The sequence below is a fragment of the Campylobacter magnus genome (assembly GCF_028649595.1).
Taxonomy (GTDB): Bacteria; Campylobacterota; Campylobacteria; order Campylobacterales; family Campylobacteraceae; genus Campylobacter; species Campylobacter magnus.
Genome location: NZ_JAQSLK010000001.1, coordinates 50,049 through 73,777, shown reverse-complemented (window position 1 = coordinate 73,777; position 23,729 = coordinate 50,049). Strand labels below are relative to the sequence as shown.

23 protein-coding genes are annotated in these 23,729 nt (G+C 38.2%); 12 read left to right on the top strand and 11 right to left on the bottom strand.

Translation table 11 applies throughout. From position 1 onward, the window contains the following. Positions 1-10: 10 nt before the first annotated feature. Positions 11-940 carry a 4-hydroxythreonine-4-phosphate dehydrogenase gene (gene pdxA, locus PTQ34_RS00335; RefSeq protein ID WP_273931485.1) on the bottom strand — a complete coding sequence of 310 codons (930 nt, stop codon included), beginning with the start codon at positions 938-940 and terminating at the stop codon, positions 11-13. Positions 941-949: 9 nt separating this feature from the next. Next, entirely contained in the window at positions 950-1,333 is a 384-nt protein-coding gene (locus tag PTQ34_RS00330) for a c-type cytochrome (RefSeq protein WP_273930462.1), read from the bottom strand. Between the two features lie 142 nt (positions 1,334-1,475). Between PTQ34_RS00330 and PTQ34_RS00325 the strand changes: the two genes are divergently transcribed. The 4 genes from PTQ34_RS00325 (at position 1,476) to PTQ34_RS00310 (ending at position 4,617) form a co-directional block, all read left to right on the top strand. Then, positions 1,476-2,357 carry a DMT family transporter gene (locus PTQ34_RS00325; RefSeq protein WP_273931484.1) on the top strand — a complete coding sequence of 294 codons (882 nt, stop codon included), beginning with the start codon at positions 1,476-1,478 and terminating at the stop codon, positions 2,355-2,357. Beyond that, the gene (locus PTQ34_RS00320; protein WP_273931483.1) at positions 2,357-3,259 is read left to right on the top strand and encodes a DMT family transporter; all 903 of its coding nucleotides are present in this window, start codon (positions 2,357-2,359) and stop codon (positions 3,257-3,259) included. Before PTQ34_RS00325 ends, PTQ34_RS00320 begins: the two co-directional genes overlap by 1 nt. A gap of 32 nt (positions 3,260-3,291) precedes the next feature. Further along, on the top strand, positions 3,292-4,098 hold the full coding sequence (kdsA, locus tag PTQ34_RS00315; RefSeq protein WP_273931482.1) for a 3-deoxy-8-phosphooctulonate synthase: 807 nt from the start codon (positions 3,292-3,294) through the stop codon (positions 4,096-4,098). 267 nt (positions 4,099-4,365) lie between these two features. Beyond that, a complete protein-coding gene (locus PTQ34_RS00310; protein ID WP_273931480.1) occupies positions 4,366-4,617 on the top strand; it encodes a hypothetical protein in 252 nt (83 codons plus the stop codon). Here the strand turns inward: PTQ34_RS00310 and PTQ34_RS00305 are convergent. Further along, positions 4,565-5,674, bottom strand: coding sequence for an FtsW/RodA/SpoVE family cell cycle protein (locus PTQ34_RS00305; RefSeq protein ID WP_273931479.1), 1,110 nt, complete (start codon positions 5,672-5,674; stop codon positions 4,565-4,567). The genes PTQ34_RS00310 and PTQ34_RS00305 overlap by 53 nt on opposite strands. Before the next feature lie 69 nt (positions 5,675-5,743). Between PTQ34_RS00305 and PTQ34_RS00300 the strand changes: the two genes are divergently transcribed. From PTQ34_RS00300 to PTQ34_RS00275, 6 genes are read left to right on the top strand one after another with little or no spacing between them, the layout of a single operon-like run. After that, positions 5,744-6,817, top strand: coding sequence for an RluA family pseudouridine synthase (locus PTQ34_RS00300; RefSeq protein WP_273931477.1), 1,074 nt, complete (start codon positions 5,744-5,746; stop codon positions 6,815-6,817). Continuing rightward, on the top strand, positions 6,747-7,964 hold the full coding sequence (locus PTQ34_RS00295) for a fibronectin type III domain-containing protein (RefSeq protein WP_273931476.1): 1,218 nt from the start codon (positions 6,747-6,749) through the stop codon (positions 7,962-7,964). Before PTQ34_RS00300 ends, PTQ34_RS00295 begins: the two co-directional genes overlap by 71 nt. Further along, a complete protein-coding gene (trmB, locus tag PTQ34_RS00290) occupies positions 7,964-9,205 on the top strand; it encodes a tRNA (guanosine(46)-N7)-methyltransferase TrmB (RefSeq protein WP_273931475.1) in 1,242 nt (413 codons plus the stop codon). The genes PTQ34_RS00295 and trmB overlap by 1 nt, the downstream gene beginning before the upstream one ends. Then, the gene (locus PTQ34_RS00285; RefSeq protein ID WP_273931474.1) at positions 9,193-9,864 is read left to right on the top strand and encodes a cell division ATP-binding protein FtsE; all 672 of its coding nucleotides are present in this window, start codon (positions 9,193-9,195) and stop codon (positions 9,862-9,864) included. Before trmB ends, PTQ34_RS00285 begins: the two co-directional genes overlap by 13 nt. A 3-nt stretch (positions 9,865-9,867) precedes the next feature. Beyond that, positions 9,868-10,680, top strand: a complete 813-nt coding sequence (locus PTQ34_RS00280; RefSeq protein ID WP_273931473.1) for a cell division FtsX domain-containing protein — start codon at positions 9,868-9,870, stop codon at positions 10,678-10,680. Further along, positions 10,670-11,929: a murein hydrolase activator EnvC family protein gene (locus tag PTQ34_RS00275; protein ID WP_273931472.1), complete on the top strand. Its 1,260-nt coding sequence runs from the start codon at positions 10,670-10,672 to the stop codon at positions 11,927-11,929. The genes PTQ34_RS00280 and PTQ34_RS00275 overlap by 11 nt, the downstream gene beginning before the upstream one ends. A 237-nt stretch (positions 11,930-12,166) precedes the next feature. Here the strand turns inward: PTQ34_RS00275 and PTQ34_RS00270 are convergent, their stop codons facing one another. The 8 genes from PTQ34_RS00270 to PTQ34_RS00235 form a co-directional block, all read right to left on the bottom strand. Then, positions 12,167-13,978, bottom strand: coding sequence for a phosphotransferase (locus PTQ34_RS00270; protein ID WP_273931471.1), 1,812 nt, complete (start codon positions 13,976-13,978; stop codon positions 12,167-12,169). Further along, positions 13,979-14,677 (bottom strand): IspD/TarI family cytidylyltransferase, encoded by a 699-nt coding sequence (locus PTQ34_RS00265; RefSeq protein WP_273931470.1) that lies wholly within the window; start codon positions 14,675-14,677, stop codon positions 13,979-13,981. It abuts the gene before it with no gap. Beyond that, positions 14,678-15,208 (bottom strand): adenylyl-sulfate kinase, encoded by a 531-nt coding sequence (locus PTQ34_RS00260; protein WP_273931469.1) that lies wholly within the window; start codon positions 15,206-15,208, stop codon positions 14,678-14,680. A 60-nt stretch (positions 15,209-15,268) separates the two neighbouring features. Further along, positions 15,269-16,846, bottom strand: coding sequence for a DUF2972 domain-containing protein (locus PTQ34_RS00255; protein ID WP_273931468.1), 1,578 nt, complete (start codon positions 16,844-16,846; stop codon positions 15,269-15,271). Positions 16,847-17,188: 342 nt separating this feature from the next. Further along, a complete protein-coding gene (locus tag PTQ34_RS00250; protein ID WP_273930445.1) occupies positions 17,189-17,737 on the bottom strand; it encodes a 2-oxoacid:acceptor oxidoreductase family protein in 549 nt (182 codons plus the stop codon). Then, entirely contained in the window at positions 17,734-18,582 is an 849-nt protein-coding gene (locus tag PTQ34_RS00245) for a 2-oxoglutarate ferredoxin oxidoreductase subunit beta (protein ID WP_273931467.1), read from the bottom strand. The genes PTQ34_RS00250 and PTQ34_RS00245 overlap by 4 nt, the downstream gene beginning before the upstream one ends. Before the next feature lies 1 nt (position 18,583). Beyond that, the gene (locus tag PTQ34_RS00240) at positions 18,584-19,705 is read right to left on the bottom strand and encodes a 2-oxoglutarate synthase subunit alpha (RefSeq protein ID WP_273931466.1); all 1,122 of its coding nucleotides are present in this window, start codon (positions 19,703-19,705) and stop codon (positions 18,584-18,586) included. 9 nt (positions 19,706-19,714) lie between these two features. Continuing rightward, positions 19,715-20,020: a 4Fe-4S binding protein gene (locus PTQ34_RS00235; protein WP_273930442.1), complete on the bottom strand. Its 306-nt coding sequence runs from the start codon at positions 20,018-20,020 to the stop codon at positions 19,715-19,717. A 236-nt stretch (positions 20,021-20,256) separates the two neighbouring features. Here PTQ34_RS00235 and PTQ34_RS00230 point away from each other — a divergent pair, with 236 nt between their 5' ends. Then, the gene (locus PTQ34_RS00230; RefSeq protein ID WP_273931465.1) at positions 20,257-22,443 is read left to right on the top strand and encodes an NADP-dependent isocitrate dehydrogenase; all 2,187 of its coding nucleotides are present in this window, start codon (positions 20,257-20,259) and stop codon (positions 22,441-22,443) included. 406 nt (positions 22,444-22,849) lie between these two features. Beyond that, positions 22,850-23,713: a lactate/malate family dehydrogenase gene (locus PTQ34_RS00225; RefSeq protein WP_273931464.1), complete on the top strand. Its 864-nt coding sequence runs from the start codon at positions 22,850-22,852 to the stop codon at positions 23,711-23,713. Positions 23,714-23,729 lie beyond the last annotated feature (16 nt).

Below are 23,729 nucleotides of genomic sequence, written 5' to 3'. Positions count from 1 at the left end.
TCCTCCTTTTTTACTTAGATCGTTTTTTATTATTAGCTTGTATTACTGCGTATTTTACAGCATTTATATAGCTTGTAATGTTTGCAAAGCCCTTGTAAGCGATATCAAAAGCCGTGCCGTGATCTGGGCTAGTGCGGATAATAGGCAAAGCAAGGCTTACATTTATAGCACTATCAAAATACAAAGCTTTTAGCGGTGCTAAGGCTTGGTCATGATACATAGCTACTAAGCGATTTGTCCTTTTTAGCGCAAGTGGATTAAAGGCTACATCAGGCACGAGTGGACCGCTAAAAACCCTTGCGCCTAAAACTTTGTTTGCGATTTTTATGGCTTTTACGATTTTTTCGTCTTCACGCCCTAAAATTCCGCCATCGCCTGCGTGAGGATTTAGCCCCAAAACGCCGATTTTATCAAAGCCACTAGCTTTAGCAAAGCTTAGCAAAAATCTTGCTAATGCCTTTTTTTTAACGCTTTTTGGGACTGATTTTAAAGGCTGATGATCGGTAAAAAGCCCCACAAAAAGCTCCTCGCAGCCTAGCATCATAATAGCATCACGCTTACAAAAATCACTTAGTGCCTCTGTGTGTCCGTGGTATTTAATACCTGCTTTTGCCCAAGCTTGTTTATTTATCGGCAAGGTCACAAGAGCGTCTGCTTTATGATTTTTTACATTTAAAAATGCGTTTGCAAAGCTTACAAAAGAAAACTTGCCAGCTTTTTTGCTAAGTTTGCCTGGTTTTAGCTCAAAGTCCTTGCCACACTCACAGGTTATAAAATCATCAGGAATTCTACATCCAAGCAGTTTGGCTGCTCTTTGAAGTAAGGCTTTGTTTATAAAATAAAGTGGCTTACAAAATTGCTTAATTTCATCGTGAGCTTTTAAAGCTATTTCTATGCCTATACCGTTTGGATCACCTAGGCTAATTGCTATTTTTTTCATTTATTTTCTTTATTTTGTATTCTCTTCCGCAGCCTCATCGGCTAGTTTCATACTCTCGATATACTCATCAATATCAGCCATGTCTTGATCGCTAAGACGCAGCATAACCTCCCCTTTAAGGTCAGCTAGACCATAAATTCCCTTTTTGCCAAGAGTGCCATCACGATATGATTTCATCATTTGTGCTCTCATGCCATAGTCTATAAGCTTGATTGGTGGGACTTCTTCCATATATGATTTTTCAGCTCTTTCTCCGTGACAGACTACGCACTGTTCAAAAAGAACTTTTCCACGAACAGCGCTTTGAGCTAAGCGTTCTTTTTCCTCTAGTTCTTTGTCGCTACATGCGATAAAAGCTAGAAGTACGCTTGCTAAAAGTAGTGTGTGCTTCATGTTTTCACCTGTAAAAAATTTTGCTTTGTCATTTTAGCAAAAAATTATTGAAAATATATTTAAAAATGAATTTTCTCCTTAAGTTTACGAATAAATTTAAAACTTTATGTTAAAATTGCGCTTATTTTTTAAAAGTAAGACTATGAATACTTTAAGATTATTTATTATCAGGCATTTAAGCGTTTATTACATGCTTATTGCTTGTTTTGCGTTTTCTTTGATGGGGGCTGCCTCAAAACTACTTAGCGAGCAAGTAAGCAGCGTAGAGATTGTGCTATTTCGTAATATTATAGGATTAGCATTTATCCTAGCTGCGCTATATAGACACCGCAATTTTGGCAAAGGTGGTGCGCCGTGGCTTTTTGTTTTTCGTGGGGTTATTGGCTCACTTGGACTTCTTTGCTTTTTTTATAATATCGCTCACATCGAGCTTGGCACGGCTTTTACCTTTCAAAAAACAGCACCGATTTTTATAGCTGTTTTTTCATATTTTGCGCTAAAAGAAAAACTATCAAAGCTTGGCTGGGTAGCGATTTTGCTAGGTTTTATCGGTATTGTTTTTATAATGAAACCAAGCGGAGATATGGGGCTAATTGATAGTATAATAGGACTTAGTGGTGGCGTGTGTATGGGGCTTGCTATGACTAGCGTGCGAAAAATGCGAAAATACTACTCGGCTGATATGATAATACTATCATTTATGATTTTTGGCACTATTCCTATGGCTATTATTTTAGCACTTGGTGAATACACCCAGAGTTTGCCTGCTTTTGTGATGCCTGATAGTACTGGCTTGGTTTTAGCACTTGGTGTGGGGCTGCTAGGCTATATATATCAAGTATATATGACAAAATCTTATAGAGCCACTAGAAAAGCAGGAATTCCAGCTGCTGTTAGCTACGCTGATATCGTATTTAGTATGATTTTGGGCGTTTTACTAGGCGATGCTTTACCTATGGGCTTTGCCTTGCTTGGTATAGTCGTGATCATATTTAGCGGACTTTTAATAGCAAAAGAAAAATAATGAGAGAGTTTAATCCATTTTTACTTCGCCACCTTGGTATTTATTATATGCTTATTGCTAGTTTTTACAATGCTTGCCTTGGATTTTTGGCTAAAATTTTAAGTCAAAATCTTCATAGCTTTGAAATAGTTTTTTGGCGCAATCTAATAGGGCTTTTTATCGTGCTTTGGGCGATTAAAAAAGCCGGTGAGTGCGATTTTTTGCGTGGTGGGCATATGTGCTTGCTCTTATTTCGTGGATTTATCGGCGTTTGCGGTATGGCTGCGTTTTTTTATAATATCGCAAATGCTGGGCTTTCTATGGCTTTTGCTTTTTACAAGACAGCACCGATTTTTACAGCTTTGATTGCTGGATTTTTCTTTGCGCAAAAGCTGCGAGCCCTTAGCTGGTTTGCTATATTGCTTGGTTTTGTTGGCTTTTTGCTAACAGCGCAGCCAAGCGGTGGATTTGCGCTAACTGATATTGTTGGCATCATAGGAGGTCTGTGCTCAGGCGCAGCACTAGCAAGCGTCCATGAGCTGCGTAAATACTACAAAGCAAACTCAATCGTGCTTTCATACATGATAGCAGGGGCTTTGCTAATGGCGGTTTTGCTGATTTTAGGCGAGCTTTATCCAAAGGGTAGCGGGCTTTTAAAAGGCGTGAAATTTAGTTTTCCAAATGCTTATGAGTGGCTGCTTTTGGGGCTTGTGGCACTTGGTGGGTATTATTTTCAGCTTTATCTTACAAAGGCTTTTGCTGCTTCAAAAAAAGCTGGGATAATAGCTAGCATTAGTTATAGCGATGTTATTTTTGCTATGATTTTTGGGCTGTTTTTGGGTGAGGCTTTGCCAAATTTCATCGCACTTTGTGGAATTTTTGTAATCGCACTTAGTGGCGTGCTATTAGCTAAGCAAAAATAAACTATAATCACAAAAAAATAAAAGGATAGAAAATGATTTTAATTGCTGGGCCTTGCGTAATAGAAAGCCGTGATTTTATTTTACAAATGGCAGAAGAACTAAGAGAAATTGCTAGTTTGCCAAATGTAGATTTTTACTTTAAATCTAGCTTTGATAAGGCAAATCGCACGAGTATTTCAAGCTTTCGTGGTCCTGGACTTGAAAAGGGCTGCCAGATACTAGCCGAGGTTAAAGAAAAATTTGGCTATAAGATTTTAACAGATATCCACGAAAGCTACCAGGCTGCTCCTGTATCAAAGGTCGCTGATGCCTTACAAATCCCAGCGTTTTTGTGTCGCCAGACTGACTTGCTTGTAGCAGCTGCAAAAACCAATGCTTTTATAAACATAAAAAAAGGTCAGTTTCTAGCCCCACAAGCCATGAAGCACAGCCTAAAAAAAGTGCTAGAAACTCGTGGTATTAAAGAGGAACCTAGCTATGAAATCTGCCTTGAGAACAAAGTCTGCCTTTGCGAGCGAGGCAGCAGCTTTGGTTATGGCAACTTAGTAGTAGATATGCGAAGCCTAGCTATAATGCGTGAGTATGCACCTGTAATCTACGATGCCACTCACAGCGTGCAGATGCCAGCAGGAGCTGGGGAGACTAGCGGCGGGGATTCTAGCTTTGCGCCGATTTTGGCTAGAGCTGCTGCGGCTGTGGGCGTGGATGGGTTTTTTTATGAAACGCACATAAGCCCAAAAGACGCTCTAAGCGATGGGGCAAATATGCTTACACCAGCGCAATTAAAGCAAAGCTTAAAAGAAGTTTTTGCCATTAGAGAGGCTTTGAAATTTCAATAGGGAATTCTAGAATTTTTCTAGAGAATTCTAGATTTTAGGAATTCTAGGGAATTCTAGGGAATTCTAGAATTTTTCTAGGGAATTCTAGTTTTTAGGAATTCTAGGGAATTCTAGTTTTTAGGAATTCTAGGGAATTCTAGTTTTTAGGAATTCTAGAATTTTTCTAGGGAATTCTAGATTTAGGAATTCTAGAATTCCCTAGGGCTTTTAGTTACGCGGCAGTAAAAATCAGGCTCTAAGATTTTTGAGCAAAAAGCACTAAAAAGCTTGGCTGTACTCACAGCTCGTTCTAGCAAAACTTTCGCAGCGTTTTTCTGTGGCTACCGCCTTAAAAAATCAGCACAAAATTTCGCCAGCCGCTACTGCAGACACAGCCCTAGCACTACGCTGCGAGTAGAAAAAATCACCGCACAATTGGAGCCTATTTTTTGCCACACTAGAACCACGATACTAGAATTCCCTAGAGTTAAAATTTTATTTTTAAAAGCTTATTATACTCAGGGTCATAGCGAAATGTAATTAAGTTTTGCATTATCCCAAAAAGACACATAAAAGTAATAAAACTACTGCCACCATAGCTATAAAACGGCAGCGGCACACCCACCACCGGCGCAAAGCCGATAGTCATTAGCACATTTACGCTAACATAAATAAAAATTAGCATCGCAATACCAGCACTAACTCCACTAGCAAAATGATCGCGCCTAAAACGCCACACCAAGGATAAAAAATGCGCAATCAACGCCCCATAAAGCCCCAAAAGCACAAGCGCACCCACAAAACCGTGCCTCTCAATCGTATAAGCAAAAATAAAATCGCTAGTAGAAATCGGCAAAAACTTAAATTTACTTTGAGTAGCCTCATCCTCGCTTTTGCCCCAAAGTCCGCCATTGCCGATAGCAATCACACTTTGGCGCACCTGATAGCTAGGCTCGCCCAAAAAATCAGCAATGCGCTTTTTTTGATAATCTCTAAGCCCGTAATCATAAAGCACCGGCGCAGAGATAGCTATGATCGCTGCTAGCGTGATCCAAATGCGCTTATCTACGCCAACTAAAAATAAAATTCCATATCCACTAATAAGCAAGATTAACGCTGAACCAAGGTCAGGTTCTTTTAAAATCAGCGCAAAAGGCACCATAATATAAAAGCTAAATTTCACAAAGCTTTTTAAACCATAGCCATCTGGGCCTGGCGGACGCTTTTTAATAAGATAAGCAATCATCATTATAAACGCTGGCTTCATAATCTCGCTAGGCTGGATGGTAAAATGTACAAAAGGGATTTCTAGCCAGCGCTTGGCACCAAGCTTGCTAACGCCAAAAAACTCAACCCCCAAAAGTAGCACCACACAAAACCAGAAAAAAAGCGGTATCAGCCACTCTAACCTGCGCAGCGGCAGCAAGAAAAATGCCAAAAAAGCCACCGCCCCAAAGCCAAAATACACAAGCTGCTTGCTAGCCAGAAAATCGCTACTATCGCTAATTAGCATATGCGAAAGTATGATTATAGGTATGATTAAACAAGGCGAAATAAAATCAAAATGCGACCAAAGCCTTCTATCAAGCAAAATCAAAATTATTACCTTAAAGCAAAAAATTCTAAAAAACTAGCTAGAATTGTAGCAAAAATTTAGGATTTTATTGTGAGTGATGAAGTTTTATTTCAAAAAATCGTCTGTAATGATGCGCAAAGGCTTGATAGTTTTTTGGCTAGGTTTTTAGGCGAAATTTTGCCCGGGGCATCTCGCTCTAGCATTTCAGCAGCGATAAAAGCAGGACTTGTAAGCGTAAATAAAAAGGCTGTTTTAAAGCCATCTCATAAACTAAAAATAAACGATGAAGTGCTAGTAAAAAAATCTAGAATTCCTAGTGAGAATTCTAGAATTCCTAGTGAGAATTCTAGAATTTCTAGTGAGCTTTTTGAAAAAATCAAGATTATTTATGAAGATGATGATATTTTGGTAATCTCAAAGCCCTCAGGGCTAGTAGTCCACGAGGCTAGCTCGCTAAAAGGCGAGAGTACTTTGGTGGATTTTTTAAAGCAAAGCGGCAGGCAGCTAGCCACGCTTGGTGGAGAGTTTAGAGCTGGGATTGTCCATAGGCTTGATCGTTATACAAGTGGCGTAATGGTCGTAGCAAAAAGCGATTTTGCTAGTGCAGAACTAAGCTCACAGCTGCAGCAAAAGACTGCTTCTCGCATCTATATCGCACTTTGCGATTTGCCACTTAAGCAAAATTGCGTAGTAGAAAGAGCCATTGGCAGATGTGAAAACAACAGGCTAAAAAAGGCTGTCTATCCGCTAGGTAAAAACGGCGCAAAATACGCAAAATCAGCCTTTTGTAATATTTTTTTAGATGAAGTTCAAAACTCGCAAAACTCACCTCAAAAAAACACGCCAAATATCATCGCAGCAAAGCTCTTCACAGGCAGAACGCATCAAATAAGAGTTCACTTATCTAGCATAAATCGCCATATTTTAGGCGATGTTTTATATGGTTTTAAGGGCTCTTGCGATATAATGAGAGTTTTTTTACACGGCTATATTTTAGAGCTAAAACACCCACGCACAGGGCAAATGATGAGCTTTTGCGCACCTTTAGAGGATGATTTTGCCGCACTTACTGGTGTGGATACAAGGACTTTAAATGAAAAACTTACTAAAAACTTTGTGCTTTCTTGCTTTGAGCCTATTAATCAGTGGCTGTGCCTTAGCTAGTTTGCAGGCAAGCAAGAAAGAGACGCTAAATGCAGAGCTTGCTACTATCTCAAACTTCAATACAATTAGTGAAATGACGCAGATTGCCTTTGAGTGGGAGAGAAGCGAAGATCCAAAAGTCGCTGGATACAACCTATACCGCGCCAAAGACGGCGGTGAACTACAAAAAATTGCAACCATAAAAGATAGATTTAGCACGCACTATGTAGATACTAGGCTTGAGCCAAGCACTAACTATCAGTATGCTATGAGTACTTATGACAAAGACGGCGCTCACTCGCAAATGGGCAGCATATACACTATACAAACTCTCTCATCTTTTTCTGCTGTGGAGTTTACTCAAGTTATCACAAACCTACCTTTAAGAGCCAAAATCATTTGGTCTCCGCATGAGGATTTAAGGGTAAGTTCGTATGTAATAGAGCGTAGCAAAGCAGGCGCAAATAACTGGAGCAAAATCGCTGAAGTAAAGGGCAGACTAAGTGCTGAGTATATAGATAGCGGATTAAAGCCTGAAGAAAGCTTTGATTACAGAGTTAGAGCAAAATCAAGTGATGGTGTGCTAGGCGAACCAAGTGGAGCACAAAACTCTACTACAAAGGCTCTACCACTACCAGTAACAAATCTAAGCGCAAGCCTAGATCAACCTAAAAAAATCACGCTAAGCTGGCAAGCCCCAGCCCAAGATGATATAGACCACTATGTAATTTACAGCTCTCGCTCAAAGTTTTTGCCAGCAACCAAGCTAGGCACCACAAAAGAAACTAGCTATGATGATTATATAAGCACAAATGGTTCATCTAGATTTTATAAGGTGACAGCTGTAGATACTAGTGGCTTAGAGGGGCAAAAGCCAAGCTCTAGCGTAGAGGGAGCAACCCTAAGCGCACCAGAACAGCCATATATAATAATGTCATCTTATACAAACGGAGGCATTGATATAGCATGGAATCCAGTCCCAAGAGCACAAAAATACATAATCTATAAAAGCTCAAACCTAGGTAATGAGGCTATAGAAGTAAATGATACCCGTTACTTTGATGGCAATGTTCAAAGCTCTCAAAAATATGAATATGAAGTCTCAGCCATAGATGAATACGGCTTAGAGAGTGATAAAAGCAAAACTGCCAAAATAGAGTTACAATAATGCCAAATTTCGTTTGTAAAAAACTAAGTAAACTAGAATTCCCAGCCAGCATAAACGGCTGTGAGTTTAAAAGCTCTTTTGAAGAGCTTAGAGATGGCAAGAATACTGGGAATTTTTTAGTTCTTACTGCTTTTGAAAATAGTGCTTTTTTCATAAGTATCTCAAAAAAAACAAATGGTGAATATGTAGTAAAAGGCGATAAAAATACAAAGCCAACAAACACTAGCCACCTTCACATGGTACTAAATACTTTTAAGCAAAACTATGCCTTTGATATCATGAGTGATACTACAAGCAACAAAACACCGGCAAAAATGCCACTAGTACTTGAGCCAGAAAGACTAGCAAATGTGCTAAACGGCAATGAAAATGGGCATGGATTTGATTTTCCTACTCTTTTTGGGATTTGGAATTTAGAGTATTTTAAAGAAATTCGCCTAGAAATCGGCTTTGGGTCTGCCTCTCACCTACTTTACCGCGCAAAAGAAATGCCAAATGTGCTTTTTGTAGGTGTAGAAATCTACCGCCCAGGTGTCGCAAAAGCCAGCAAAATAGCAAATGAAATGGGGCTAAAAAATGTGCTTTTTACAAACGCTGATATCCGCCAGCTAAGCGAAATGTTTAAAAACGACCTTTTTAGCCTAGTTTATATGCACTTTCCAGTGCCATGGAATGAAAGCCCAAGCCGCCGTGTTCTAAATAAAAACTTCGTCCAAGAACTAAATAGAATTCTCATCCAAAACGGAGAGTTTGAGCTAAGAAGCGATGATAAAGAGTTTTTTAAAGACGCAGTAGAGCTTTTCATGCAACTACCTAATGCTAATTTGCGTATAATAAAAGACCGCCAACTTGAGATAGTTAGTAAATACGAAGCAAGATGGAGAGAACAAGATAAAGATATTTATGATATGATTTATATTTGCGATAAAAATACAGATTTATTACAAAAATGCCAAAACTTTGATTTTAGTTTTAACTCTCCAAAAGAGGGCTTAAAAGACGAACTAAAAAGCAACTTTAACACAGCTACTTTGAAATTTGATGACTTTTTTGTGCATTTTTTAAGCTTGCATGTAGGGCCTACTGGCTTGCTACTTAAATTGAGCATGGGCGATTTTTACGCACCATGTAATGTTTATTTGCTGATAAATAAACACATAAATTATATCTTTGCCCCACCAGCAACAAAGGCAAACGCAAAAGCGCATGAAAAATTAAAGGAAATTTTGTGCAAACAATAATAGAAGCAAAAAATCTAAGCATTTGCTACGAAAAATCTCAGCCCATCATAAAAAACGCTAGTTTTAGTATAAATGCAAAGGACTTTGTGTTTATAACAGGCAAAAGTGGCTCTGGCAAAAGCACGCTAATTCGCTCATTTTATGGTGCCCTACCCTGCGCTGGTGGAAGTCTAAGAGTCTGCTTAAAAGAGCTAAATAACATAAGCTCTAGCTCGCTAGCAAAACTCCGCCAAAAGCTAGGGCTGATTTTTCAAGACTTTAAGCTAATTGATGAGTGGAGCATAGAAAAAAATGTAATGCTACCACTGCTTATAAAAGGCTACTCAAAAAATATATCAAAAAAACAAGCCCAAAAAATGCTAAAAGTAGTAAATTTACTTCACAAAGCAGATGCTTATCCTATGCAGCTCTCAGGTGGCGAACAGCAGCGAGTAGCAGTAGCAAGAGCACTAGCGCACAATCCACAGCTTTTTTTGTGTGATGAGCCAACTGGAAGCTTGGATGAGTACTCAAGTGAGATTATTTGGAAGCTACTTCGCTCAGCTAGAGAAGAGTTAAATGCCTCTATCATCGTAGTTACTCATAGAATTCCCACAAACCTACGCATGAGCTACCGCCACTTTGAGATAGAAGATGGCAAAGTAATAGAAATAGGCTAGAAAATGAGAAGTTTAAAAAACCATTTTGGCGTGATTTTACCTCTATTTGTGCTACTTTTTGCTATAGAGTTTAGCGTGGTAGCTGGCAAAATTTTAAGCGATTATGAAAGCTCAATGAGTGATGAGTATAATATCATCGCAGTTAGCCAAAAAGAGCTTAGCGATGAAGTTTTTAAATCTAGAATTCCTAGTTTTAAAAACGCAATTTTACTTGATGCTAAGCCTGTTTTAGACCGCCTAAAAGGGCAAATGAGTGATAAAAACCTAAAAGAGCTAGAAAATTCCTTGCCAAAGTTTTATTCAATCAAGCTAAATATTTTGCCTAGCCCTACTTTTATGGCAAAAATTGAGCGTGATTTACTAGGCATTGAAGGGGTTAGCAAGGTAGAAACTTTTGCTAAAACTCACGATAAAGTATATAGAATGCTAGTGCTATTTAAAGCTGTAGCTCAGGGCTTTACAGCTCTCATTGCGCTTATGGGAATTACACTGATTTTCAAGCAAATGCGCATTTGGCTTTACGAGCACAGGCGCAGGATAGAGGTTATGAGTGATCTTGGGGCTTCATTTTGGTTAAAAGCATCTAGGCTATACAAACTAGCCATAGGTGATAGTATAGTAGCGACTGCGCTGGTTTGTGTTATATATATTTTTGCTCCATCTTTGCTTTCATCTGTGCTTTTTAGCGTAGGATTTAGTATGCCAAGTATCGATATAGTAAAAGATGCAGTAATTTTGCTAGCTGCTAGTGTGGGCATTTCTATCATCACAGTTAGCGTAGTAATGCTTGCCTCAAAGGCTTCTTATGATTTTTAGGGCTTTTTTACTTATTTTGGCAGTGTGTGCTACTCTTTTTGCTGCTGGGACAACAGCAAACAAAACTCAAAGCACCAAGCAAAATCTAAAAACCAAAGCTGAACAAGAAAAAAAGCTAAACAAAAAGCTTGACGAGCTGGCAAAAAGCATACTAAGTGGCGAAGAAAATGTCAAAACAACAGCCGAGCAAATCTCAGCCCTAAGCGTGCAAGTAAAAGAGCTAGAAAGCAGCGCAAAAGCAGCTGATGCCTCGCTAAATACACTAATAGCGCAAAACAAAGACCTAGTAGCCGAACAAAAACGCATAGAAGCGTCCTTGCTAGCTATCATCTCAAAGCGTTTTGCCTACGATCTAATAGTGCCAAAAAACTACATAGAAAGCGAAGAGAGCATTATCTCAGCTGAAATTTTAAACTCCCTTACCAAAGACTCACAAAACGAAGTAAACAAAATCGCCAAAGACTATAGTAAAACAATAAACTCTATCAAATCCCAAACCGATAAAATAGGTGCTATAAAGCTTGATTTAGCAGAATTTCGCAGCAAACAAGACAAGCTAATCGCCCTACAAACAAAGCAAAAAAAAGACCTAGCCCAGCTAAAAAGCGACAAGGATAGCTACGAAAAAGAACTAAGCGCTATCCAAGCTGACCAAGAAGAACTAAGAAAAACCCTAGAAAAACTAGCAATAATCGCTAAAAACGAAGAAGAAGAAAAAGCTAGAGCCCAGCAAAAAGCCAAATTAGAAGAAGCCAAAAAAGCTAAAAATAATGAAAAATTAGCTAGCCAAAGCCAAAAAACAGCCAAAAATGATGTGCGTCAAGTAGGCTCAAGCTACCAAATGAGCCAAGTCAAACGCTACACCGGTGCAAAAACCATAGCACCGCTCGAAAAATTCACGCTAAAACAAGCCTTTGGCGACTATACTGATCCTATATATAAAATCAAGATTTTCAACGAATCAGTCGTGCTTCGCTCGGCTTTGAGCGATGCTGTGGTAAAAAATGTGCTTGATGGCAAGGTAGTCTTTGCCAAAGAAACCTCTTTGCTACAAAAAGTAGTGATTGTAGAAAACAAGGATGGCATACACACGATATACGCGCACCTTAGCAAAATCGCCCCAACCATAAAAGTAGGCTCAAGACTAAAAAAAGGCTATGTGATAGGCAGGGTTGAGCGAGACCTGACCTTTGAAGTCACGCAAAAAAACTATCATATAAATCCAATGGAACTAATCGCCAGCAAGTAGGAATTCTAGAATTCCCAAAATTTAGAATTCCCAAGTCTAAAATCTAGAATTCCTTATGAAAATACAGCTAGGAATTCTAGAATTCCCAAAATCTAAAATTCCTACAATCTAAAATTCACAGAATTTAGAATTCCCTAAACTAGAATTCCTACAATCTAGAATTCTTAAACTAAAATTCCTTAAGATAAAAAATACCCCCTAACCCCAAAAAGCCTAGGAATTCTAGAATTCCATAAACTAGAATTCCCTAGAAATTTTATATTTTTTCTCATATCGTAGCAAGCACCAAGAAAGTAGCTTTTTGCTTTGTTTATAAAAAAATATCATCCAGTCCCTGCTGCTTTCGTTTATAGACTCTTTATACAAAGCCCAGCCGACATAATACCAATTATGTATAGCACTATAAGCCATGAAATGTAGCTTCTCATCAGCACTAGCAGGTCTGCTAAAATACGCCTCTAAAATCTCATCAATTCTAGCATCGTCACACTCATAGCAAAGCCCAGCCATAACACGACCAAAATCATATCCAGGGTCGTTAAATCCAGCAAACTCCCAGTCTATAATATCTATACCTTCATCGCTTAATAAGATATTGTCTATATTTATATCATTGTGACACATAGTTTTTTTAAATCCATCCATATCGGCGTATTTTTGTAGAAGCCTTATTTCTTGCCACTCTTTTTTAAAAATATCAAACAAATTTCCCTTGATTTTTGAAGCTTCAAAAAATAGCTTTTCGCACTCTTTTACTGGGTCGTAAAAATAGCGCTCTAAGTCATTTCTAGCCTGTCCTGCTTCGTGAAAAAGCCTAATTTTTCTAGCTACTTCTTTCATAAAATTTATATCTTTGTAGTAAATATCTGCTAAGTTTATACAATTTTGTCTATATTTAGAGATTTTCATCCCACTATCATCTATATAGACAAAAGTCCCATCAGCACCAGAACTAGCTGCTATTTTTTGTGCTACACACTCGTTTTGTCTGTATATAAAAAACTGACTAGAATCACCCGGATATCTAAAAATATATTTTTCATCTTTTATTTCAAATGTAAATAAAATATTAGTTAAGCCTTTTTGTAGTATTTGTATATTTTTAATATCTTCTTTTTGGCATTTAAACACAGCGCAAATTGTATTATTTATCTTTTGGCTTACAGTATCTAAAAATAAAGTATTTATATTTTGTATCTGCGAAATGCTATCAAACTCATAAACAAAATCATCATTATATTTATGAGCGTATAAATCTAAGTTTTTTATATTTTTATAAATAAATTCTTCCCAAAATAACATACAAACTCTAAAATCATCTATTTGGTTTTCTAAGTATTTTTTAAAAGTTTTAGAAAAATTATTATCAAAAAAAGCATGTCCATATACGCACTCGCCACTATTTTTTCCACTAAAAACCTTAGTTATTCTGCTAAAATCATTTTTTTCTATAAAAAGCTCATTTTTTGTATTTTCTTTATAAACAGTAGCGTGAAATGCGTGATATTCATACTTACTAAAAGGATTTTGCGTAAAATAATTATCAGAGTTTAAAATATAAGTTTGACTTAGTTTATCTTTTGCTATAAACAAAGAATAAATATTATTTTTTTTGATATCTGGGTTGATTAGCAGTTTTACGCCCCATTTCTCTTCTAAAAAGAAAAACAACTCTTGTTTATATCCAATTACTATTGTAATATCATCAATGCCCACTTCGTGTAATTGCCTAATCTGCCTTTCTATCAAGGTTTCATTGTCTTTTACAAAAAGTCCTTTTGGCATAGAATAAACAGACTTAGCAGATACTTCATCCCCACCAGCTGCTAAAATTACAGCATTTTTTACCTTATACTTTTCTAGTTCGCTAAGAGCTTTTTTGCTAAGAATAAAATTCTCTAAATAACCTCTACTACTTAGTTCTTTTATGATTTCATTTATTTCATTTTCATCTTCAAACACTTCATATTTAGAGTTTTTTGCTATATCAGCGATGCATGAAGTCTCCAACAAATCTTTTAATAACTCAAATTCTTTATAATTTAACATTTAAGTCCTTTTAAATCTAACCCAAGCCTCAAAAAGCTCTAAATCGCTTTTATAAGTGATTTTTGCTTGCGCACTAGTGCACTTTGAAAAATATATTTTTTTGCCTAATTCAAAATAAAGTGAAGTCGTATGCGGCTCGATTTGTTCTAGAATTCCCTTTTCAATCGCATATTCATAAGCCAAAAATAGCTCAGCATATTTAAAAGCCCAAGGATTAGCAAAGCCTTTTAAGCTCTCTCTTAAAATGCTCTTACTTGATGAAATTTCATTGTCTTTTATGCAAGTACAAAGATCAATATCTTTTGCGCTTATAGCGTTACCATATTTTTTAGCTACAAGGATAGCATCATCTATATCATCTTGTGGGGTCATCGGAGCCACACCAAATGAAATTACAACTATATCATCATCTGCTATTTTATCCCTTAGCTCAAATACAGCATTTTTAACCGAGTTTTGAAAACTATCCCCGCCAGCACATAGCCATTTAAGCTTTGATATATGATAAGTAGCGCAAATCTCTCTAACTCTATCAAAATCATTTGTTACCACCAAAATAGCATCTATATTTTTGTTTGTTTCAAAAATTTCTAAGGTATAAGCAAGTATCGGTTTGCCTAAAATCTCTATATATTGCTTTGGTGTATCACTAGCTATCCTGCTACCACTACCAGCTGCTAAAACGACTGCTATATTCATCTACAAACCTAGATATTTTACAATTTGCTCTATATTTTGTTTTACATCGCCAGCACCATTTAGCACTACATCAGCATTTGGTATGTCATAGGCTATATCTACGCCCACTACATCTTTTTGAGTGCCGTTTTTAGCACCGCTATATAGTCCTTTTTGATCTCTGCTTTCAAGCACTTCAAATGGGCAGTCTATAAAGATTTCAGTATATTTTATATTTGCTTCTTTACACATTTTACGGTTATTTTCGTAGCATTCATTAAAAAGTGTTATTGCAGCATCAATTACACAAAAACCTTGCTTTGCTAAGGCTATACTGAGTGCTATTCTTTGTTTAGAGCCTTGTATTCTAGCTTCTTTGCTATACCCAATGCTTTTAAAAATAGTTCTAAACTCATCGCCATCTGTGTAAATCACACCATCGTCTTTTAGCTCGCCTAACTTTTGTAGTTCTTTTAGTCTAGCTACCAGAGCTTTTGCAGTAGTAGTTTTACCAGCCCCAGCTAAGCCATTTATCCAAATAATCTGCCCCATTTTTATCCTTGATATGTTTTGAAGTCAGAGAAATTCTAGAATTCCCTAGAATTTTCATCTCTAAACGCTCTTTACAAGTCTGCTATCCATAAGAGCTAGACAAACAGATAAATTGCTCATCATAGGCTTTAGCTCAATATCTTTTTGTTCTTTTTGCAGTTTTTCACAAAGTTTTAAAAAGTCCTGATAAGTCTGCCAACCATCTATAATTTCAGGTTTGTTTGCCATTAAAACACTCAAATCTTGCTCTAAAATTTCTTTTAAATCAAAGGCAATTTTTGGGTGTTTTTCTAAATATTCTAGCAAATCACTTGCTTTAAATTTCTTTGTATTTTCAATCTTTGCTTGTTCTTTTATTTCATTTGTTAGCATTTTTATATACTTTTTAGCTTTTTGGAGCAAATTAGGATTTTTCAGCAGCTTTATAGCATCTTTTAGGCGGATAAACACTCTCATCACATCATCGCCTAGCTCAAAAAGCTCGCTGATATCTTGGTCGCTTGCCCTAGCACTAAGGTCGCTAAAAGCCGTGGAGATAATGAACTCTACACTATTTTCTACCACTTCTTTGCTAACTTTGTCCATATAATAAGCACTTTTATCAAAGCTTATTTTTCTAGCATTTGAGCCGTCAAACACACTCATTTCATCATTTGCATATACTCTAAGTGGCAAAAAATGCTTATAGTCACTCACACGCTTCTCAAAAAGCCACCTATCTTGTTCTTTTGGTGCATCAATACCCAAAAACTCCGCCACTTCCTTCATAGTATCAAAACATTTATCGCCTATAAAATCATTAGTTTGTTTTAATTTAACAACTTTCAAACTACCTTTTAGCAAAGCAAACATAAGCGCATTATGAAAGTTTTGCGCCCCATCCATTATCCAGCCCTCAGCACTATTTATATCAGGCATTTTTGGGCGTTCTATCGTCCAGTCTTTTACATTAGGCGAGCTGTAAAAAATATGATTTTTGGCAAACTCCTTTGGATCAGTATCTAAAAACACACCAAGAGGCACGCTCTCATCGCTGTCTTTAAAGCCAAGTTTTTCTAGGCGGTGCGGACAAGCAGAGTGTGATTTTATGATTTCAAGTGGATCTTTTACTACATGCAAAGCCTTGCTAGCATCAACAAGACTAAAAAACTTCACTCCATCTTTATCCAAGCACAAGTCACTAAGCTGTAAAAACGCATATTTAATATCTCCGCGGTCTTTTAATTGTTTTGCTAATACTAGCTCGTCATACATGCGGATATAATTGCCTTTATTGCCCTTATGTTCGTCTTTTTGACCATCCATTTCTCTTAGATACATCGTTCGCAAACCACAGCCGCAAAGATATAGAAAAGCAGGAATGGCTGAGTGCAAGCCACTAGCATGCGCTCCAAATACTACAAAATCATAGTATTTAGGCAGCGGCAGATTTAGTACCCACGCATGAGAGGCATCTGAGCCTGCATAGTCCATAACAGCTGGATTAATGAGCGGTGGAAAAGGCTTATGAGCCCAGTTTTGCTTAAACTCATCGCTAGTTATCCAAGCAATGATATGCTTAGTATACTTTTCAATTATTTCTTTATTTTCATCGCTAGGTTCGATTTGGGCGATTTGACAAATTTCTTCTATACTCATAGCCTACCTTTTTTGTAAAATAAGCTCTTATTATACCCCCCCCCATTAAAATAAACTTAAAAATAGATGAAATTAAGTTTATTTTAATATAGCGTAGAAAATTCTAGAATTCTAAAATTCCTACAAACTAAAATTCCTTAAGATAAAAAATACCCCCTAACCCCCAAAAAGCCTAGGAATTCTAGAATTCCCTAAACTAGAATTCCCAATCTGGAATTCCTACAAACTAGAATTCTCATCTAGAATTTCCTAAATCATCTTGAAAATATAAAAATAAGGTAGAATAAAAAGAAAGTATCTAGAATTCCATAAGAAATTCTAGATTTATTTAATTAAAAGAAATTATCCCCTAGCTTCTTTTGCGTATTTTATACCAAGCTCGTAGGCTTTTTCGTTAGCGGCTTTCACTTTATCAGGCACGCTATCAAGCATTCTTTGGCGCACTTTTTCCATGTCCATTACATGAGTAAATTCCATAGCCACACCAAGTGCTACCACGCTTTGAGTGATCACATTTCCTACTTCATCTTTGGCAATTGAGATGATAGGAATATTGTAAATTTTCCAGCGTTTTTTGTCTTCTTCGCTTGGTTTTACTAGGTTTGGCTCTATTACGATTATGCCACCTTCTTTTACGCCGTCTTTAAAAGCATCATAGCTTTTTTGCGCAGTAGCAAGCATAAAGTCTATCTCGCCCTCGTTTGCATAAGGATAAAGTATCTCATCATCGCTTAGCAAAATATCAACCTTTGTAGGACCGCCACGCACTTGTGAGGTATAAGTGCTTGCTTTTATTCCATATCCGCCATCAGCGATTTTGGCAGCTGAGAGAATTTCACCTGCTAAAATAACGCCCTGACCGCCAACACCAACAAATCTTAATTGCGTCATTTTACTATCTCCTCAAAGTTAATTTTGCCCTTAGTAGCAGCTGCTTCTTGAACCATAGAGTATGCTTTGCAGTATTCTATGCGGCTCTCGTCTTTGTGAAGCACACCAAGCGGGAATAGTCCTTTGCGCTCTTCTTCGCTTAGCCCCTCAAATTTTGATTTGCTTACAGTTCTACTATCTACCCATTTTACCGCTTGGACAGCCTCGCCCATTTTGTTTTTTCTACCTAGGTTAATGTGGCAGTTAGAAAACACATCAAAAAAGCTATATCCCTCATGCTTAAAGCCCTCTACAAATAGTTTTTCAAGCTGAGCTGGGTTAATAATGCTTTGGCGACCTACAAATGACGCACCTGCTGCAATAGCAAGCTTAGCTGCATCAAAGTTTGGATCTATATTTCCCCACTGCGCTGTAACAGTCCAAAATCCTTGTGGAGTAGTAGGACTTGTTTGACTATTTGTTAGGCCGTAGATGAAGTTATTTACTAGAATGTGATTTATATCTATGTTTCTGCGACATCCGTGGATTGTGTGATTACCACCGATTGCTAGTGTATCACCATCGCCACTTACTACGATTACATGTTTTTTAGGGTTTGCTAGCTTAATTCCAGTTGCATAAGCAATCGCGCGTCCGTGAGTAGTATGAACTGTGTTGCAATTAACATAGCTACTCATGCGTCCTGAACAGCCTATACCACTTACTAGGCACACATCGTCCATATCCCAGCCCATCGCATCGATAGCACGGATTATGCTTTTTAGAATTACACCATCGCCACAGCCCCAGCACCATAGTGTAGGCATTTTGTCTGTGCGCAAATATTTATCATAATTAAATGCCATCTTAGAACTCCTTGATTTTAGCTAGAATTTCGCTTGGGCTTAGCGGTCTTCCGTTTGCTTTAAATAATGTTTTCATATCATCTCTTAGTGTGCAGCGCACGATTTCGCTGTAATATTGCCCCATATTTAGCTCAGCTACTAAGATATTTTTGAATTTTTTACCGATTTCTTTTAGCTTTTTTTCTGGACTTGGCCATAGAGTAATAGGTCTAAATAGCCCTACTTTTATACCTGCTTCTCTTGCTTTGTTTATCGCTTCTTTTGCCGCTAGACTAACACTTCCGTAGCAAATCACACAAATATCAGCATCATCAAGCTTGTATTCTTCGTAGTTGTCTATCTCATCTAAGTGAGCGTGGAATTTGTTAAATAGACGCTTGATATTGTAATCTACTATCACTCCATCTTCTGTTGGAAAGCCTGTTGGGCCGTGGTGAAGTCCTGTGATGTGATAGCGATATCCTTTAAAGAAAGGGTTTAGTGTAGCTGGCTCATCTTCTTTTGCCTCGTAAGGTTTATAGTCTTTTGGATCGCCTTTAAACTCACGGCGCGGCTCAATTTTTAGCTCGCTAACCTCTGGCAAGAAAGCTTTGCCTTGCATGTGACCGATAGTCTCATCAAGCAGCAAGAAAACCGGAGTGCTAAATCTATTTGCCAAGTTAAATGCTCTAATAGTCTCAGTATAAATCTCACTGATACTACCAGGAGCGACTGCTAGTGAGCAAATGTCGCCGTGGCTAGGGCTTTTTGCTTGTAAAATATCGCCTTGTGCTACGCGAGTTGGAAGTCCAGTTGATGGGCCACCACGCATAACATTTACTATAACAAGTGGAATTTCAGCGATAAAGCCAAGACCGATTTGCTCAGATTTTAAAGAAATTCCAGGACCTGAGCTAGCTGTCATCGCCTTTGCTCCACTCATCGCAGCACCAAGTGCTACTGAGATACCTGAGATTTCATCTTCCATTTGGATAAATGTGCCTCTTTGTTTTGGTAAAAGCACGCTCATTTCGTGAGCTATTTCACTACTTGGAGTGATAGGATAGCCGCCAAAAAAATTACATCCGCACTCAATAGCAGCTTTTGCTACAAGCGCATTTCCTGTTGAAATTACTTCTCTCACATTAGCTCCTTAGTCGATTTTGCGGTAATGATTTGCCTTTACAGCCTCTGCTCTTGCTTTGCTCTCTGGTGTTAGCTTAGCAAACTTAAATCCCTTCTCAGCTACATAAATAGCAAAGTCTGGGCAGTGAAGCTCACAGTCTCTACATCCTATACAGCTCTCTGGGTGTACTACTTCAATTAGCGTGCCTTGGATGGCATGAGTATCCTCTTTCATCGCCAAAACGCCTGCTGGACAATAGCTAACGCATATATCGCAGGCTTTACAGCGACTTTCGTCTACCCATACCGCTTGGTTTTGCGGTTGTTCTACCATAACTATTCCTTTTTAAAAATTTTTCGCAATTCTAGCTAAAAAACCTTTAATCAAAGTAAACAATTTAAACTTAATTTTTAATTTTATATTTTTTTAAGTTTTTTTGATATTTGCGTTACTTTTTGTAACAAAAAGAGCAAACAAAATCTAGAATTCCTTAAAATTTTAAAAAATTTAAAAGAATTTATATTTTTTTGCTAAAATCTCTGCGTTTATTTTTCTAAAAAGGACTTAAAATGAGTGACATCATCTACACTTACACAGACGAAGCGCCGCTACTTGCGACCTATTCGCTATTTCCGGTATTAAAAGAATATTTAAGCCGTGGCGATGTTAGCATTGAGACTATGGATATTTCGCTAGCTGGTAGAATTCTGGCTAATTTTAGCGACTATCTAAAAGAAGATCAAAAAATCCCTGATTTTCTAGCTAAACTTGGAGAAATGACGCAGGATCCAAAAGCAAATATCATCAAACTTCCAAATATCTCAGCTTCTATCCCACAACTAAATGCAGCTATCGCTGAACTAAATCAAAAAGGCTACGCAGTCCCAGCATACCCAGCAGAGCCAAAAGATGCCAAAGAAGAAGAAATCAAAGCTCGCTACGCAAAAGTGCTAGGATCAGCTGTAAATCCAGTGCTAAGAGAAGGTAATAGCGATCGCCGCTGCGCCGCTGCTGTAAAAGAATACGCAAAAGCTTTCCCGCACAAAAACGGCGCTTGGGATAAAAGTATAAAAACAAGAGTAGCTAACATGAACGGCGGTGATTTTTATTCAAATGAAAAATCACTAATTGCTAGTGATGCTAGCGAGTTTAGCATAAAATTTAAAGGTGCAAGTGGCGAAAAAACGCTAAAAAGCGGTATCAAGCTAAATAAAGGCGATGTAATAAGCGCAACTTATCTAAGCGCAAAAGCCCTTGATAGCTTTATTGAAAGCAGTATTGCTGATGCTAAAAAAGAAGGGCTTCTCTACTCAGTTCACCTAAAAGCTACAATGATGAAAGTAAGCGATCCTGTTATGTTCGGGCATTTTGTAAAGGTATTTTTTGCTGAGCTATTTAGCGAGTTTGGCGAGCAGCTAAAAAACCTTGGCGTAAATGCTAATAACGGACTAAAAGACCTATTTACCAAAATAGAAAATAGCCCTATAAAAGATAAAGTAATAGCAAAATACAATGAAATCCTAGCCACTCGCCCAGCCCTAGCTATGGTTGATAGCGACAATGGTATCACAAACCTACATGTACCAAGCGATATCATCATAGATAACTCAATGCCAAATATGATAAGAAATAGCGGCAAAATGTGGAACAAAGATGGCAAAGAGCAAGAGACCTTGGCTGCAATCCCAGATAAAACCTACGCTATGATATATAGCGCAATCATCGATGAGCTAAAAGAAAACGGCGCACTAAATCCAGCTGTGGTAGGCTCAGTATCAAATGTAGGTCTAATGGCAAAAAAAGCAGAAGAATACGGCAGCCACGATAAAACCTTTATTGCCGAAGAAGACGGCGAGTTTGTGCTAAGTGATGGCAAAGAAAGCCTAAGCTTTAAAGTAGAAAAAGGCGATATCTGGCGTGCGATGATAGCAAAAGATGAGGCTATCAAAGACTGGGTAAAACTAGCGATAAATAGAGCAAAAGCCACTGGTGCTACTGCGATTTTCTGGCTAGATGAGAAAAGAGCCCACGATGCTAATATGATAAAAATAGTAAAAGATGAGTTAAAAAAATATGACACCACAGGGCTTGATATCCGCATAGAAAACTACGAAAAAGCGATGAAAGACAGCCTAGCTATCATGCGCACAGGAAAAGACGCTATTAGCGTGACTGGAAATGTTTTGCGTGATTATCTAACAGATCTTTTCCCCATCATGGAGCTTGGCACTAGTGCTAAAATGCTCTCAATCGTCCCACTTCTAAATGGCGGTGGATTATTTGAAACCGGAGCTGGTGGCTCAGCACCAAAAATCGCTCGCCAACTACTAGATGAAGGACACCTTCGCTGGGACAGCTTGGGCGAGTTTTTAGCACTTGGGGCAAGTCTAGAGCACCTTGGCAATACCTCTGGCAAAAAAGGCGCACTAGTACTAGCTAGCACGCTTGATAAAGCAATCGCTCAGTATCTTAAAAACGACAACTCACCACGCAAAAAAGTAGGTGAAAACGACAACCGCGGCTCTCACTTCTACCTAGCACTTTACTGGGCAAATGAGCTTGCAAATAGCGAACTTGGGGATAAGTTTAAAGGCTTGGCTGAGTTTTTAAACGCAAATAAAGAGCAAATCGCAAACGAGCTAAACGGCAATCAAGGCAGTCCAGCTGATGTAGGCGGATACTATAAGCTTGATGATGCTAAGGCAAATGCTGTGATGAGATCATCAAAATTATTTAACGAGGCTTTGTCTAAATAATTTTGCTGGCTAGCAGCTGGCGATTCGTCTCGCAGCACTATTATAAAAAAAGCCAGCCACGCGCGCCTTGGGATGAATTTCGTATTCTATCCCTGCGGCGCGCTTGCTGCCTTTTGTCATACTAGCACCACGATACTAGAATCGCCGTTAAATAGCGTATTTGTCGGCTTTTCTCACACTGCACTTTATTTTAACAGCCGCTGCCGCGAGTTTAGAATTCCTAGAATTCCTAGAGAATTCTAGGAATTCCTGAATTTGCTAAAGAATTCTAGAATTCCCTAGTAAATTCACAATAAATTTCTTAAAATATTTTGAGAGATTTATTGTGAATTTATTTTTTACATATTATAAAAAAGGCTCTAAAAAGCGTCCACTTTGCAAGAGCCACACACAAAGGTAAAATTTTATGAAAATAGCAATAATCGGCGCAGGCAATGTCGGCGCAAACGCAGCTGCTTTGCTCATTGCTCGCAATGTAGCAAAAAAAATCGCCCTTGTAGACATCGCCAAAAACCCTACCCTAGGCAAAGCACTAGATCTAAATCACATGGCAGCCCTGCTTGACAATGATACAAAAATCAAAGCCAGCGATGAGTATAAAATCATCAAAAACGCTGATATCTGCGTGATCACAGCAGGCGTGCCCCGTAAAGTTGGCCAAAGCCGTGCTGACTTGCTAGCCACAAACGCTAGTATCATAAAGCACGCAAGCAAGCAAATAGCCAAATACGCCCCAAAAAGCGTGATAATCGTAGTTAGCAACCCACTTGATGCTATGACCTTTTGCGCTCACTCCGCCAGCGGTTTTGAGCGTGGGAAAGTCTTTGGCATGGCTGGCGAGCTTGATAGTGCTAGGCTTAGATTTGAGATAGCCAAACACTTTGGGCTAAAAAACAGCGAATGCAAAGGGCAGATTTACGGCGAGCATGGAGAAAATATGAGCGCTGCAAACTTATACGCAAAAGGGCAAAAAATAAGCCAAAATCTAGCCTGCGAGCTAGAAAACCTAGCCAAAGAAAGTGGCGCAAGGATAATTAGTCTGCTTGGCTCGTCAGCTTACTTTGCCCCAGCAGCAGGAATTCTAAAAATCTGCGAAGCTTTAAGGGCAAGAAATGGCAAAGTGCTTGTCTGTTCGGCACTTAATGAGAGTGGCTATCCTTGCGGCAGGGCTGTGAAATTTGGCAAAAAAATCAAGATTTTAGCTGATATTTGCGAGCTTAAAACCGCAAAAGAAGCTATAAAAAAAGACTGCGATTTGCTAAAAATCTAACAAAAATATTAAAATA

Coding starts and splice junctions, on each gene's coding strand:
- PTQ34_RS00275 (WP_273931472.1), top strand. CDS start 10,670: ATGATTTTTAGGGCTTTTTTACTTATTTTGGCAGTGTGTGCTACTCTT.
- PTQ34_RS00260 (WP_273931469.1), bottom strand. CDS start 15,208: ATGGGGCAGATTATTTGGATAAATGGCTTAGCTGGGGCTGGTAAAACT.
- kdsA (WP_273931482.1), top strand. CDS start 3,292: ATGATTTTAATTGCTGGGCCTTGCGTAATAGAAAGCCGTGATTTTATT.
- PTQ34_RS00270 (WP_273931471.1), bottom strand. CDS start 13,978: ATGTTAAATTATAAAGAATTTGAGTTATTAAAAGATTTGTTGGAGACT.
- PTQ34_RS00265 (WP_273931470.1), bottom strand. CDS start 14,677: ATGAATATAGCAGTCGTTTTAGCAGCTGGTAGTGGTAGCAGGATAGCT.
- PTQ34_RS00245 (WP_273931467.1), bottom strand. CDS start 18,582: ATGGCATTTAATTATGATAAATATTTGCGCACAGACAAAATGCCTACA.
- PTQ34_RS00255 (WP_273931468.1), bottom strand. CDS start 16,846: ATGAGTATAGAAGAAATTTGTCAAATCGCCCAAATCGAACCTAGCGAT.
- PTQ34_RS00330 (WP_273930462.1), bottom strand. CDS start 1,333: ATGAAGCACACACTACTTTTAGCAAGCGTACTTCTAGCTTTTATCGCA.
- PTQ34_RS00280 (WP_273931473.1), top strand. CDS start 9,868: ATGAGAAGTTTAAAAAACCATTTTGGCGTGATTTTACCTCTATTTGTG.
- PTQ34_RS00235 (WP_273930442.1), bottom strand. CDS start 20,020: ATGGTAGAACAACCGCAAAACCAAGCGGTATGGGTAGACGAAAGTCGC.
- trmB (WP_273931475.1), top strand. CDS start 7,964: ATGCCAAATTTCGTTTGTAAAAAACTAAGTAAACTAGAATTCCCAGCC.
- pdxA (WP_273931485.1), bottom strand. CDS start 940: ATGAAAAAAATAGCAATTAGCCTAGGTGATCCAAACGGTATAGGCATA.
- PTQ34_RS00225 (WP_273931464.1), top strand. CDS start 22,850: ATGAAAATAGCAATAATCGGCGCAGGCAATGTCGGCGCAAACGCAGCT.
- PTQ34_RS00325 (WP_273931484.1), top strand. CDS start 1,476: ATGAATACTTTAAGATTATTTATTATCAGGCATTTAAGCGTTTATTAC.
- PTQ34_RS00295 (WP_273931476.1), top strand. CDS start 6,747: ATGAAAAACTTACTAAAAACTTTGTGCTTTCTTGCTTTGAGCCTATTA.
- PTQ34_RS00320 (WP_273931483.1), top strand. CDS start 2,357: ATGAGAGAGTTTAATCCATTTTTACTTCGCCACCTTGGTATTTATTAT.
- PTQ34_RS00250 (WP_273930445.1), bottom strand. CDS start 17,737: ATGACGCAATTAAGATTTGTTGGTGTTGGCGGTCAGGGCGTTATTTTA.
- PTQ34_RS00230 (WP_273931465.1), top strand. CDS start 20,257: ATGAGTGACATCATCTACACTTACACAGACGAAGCGCCGCTACTTGCG.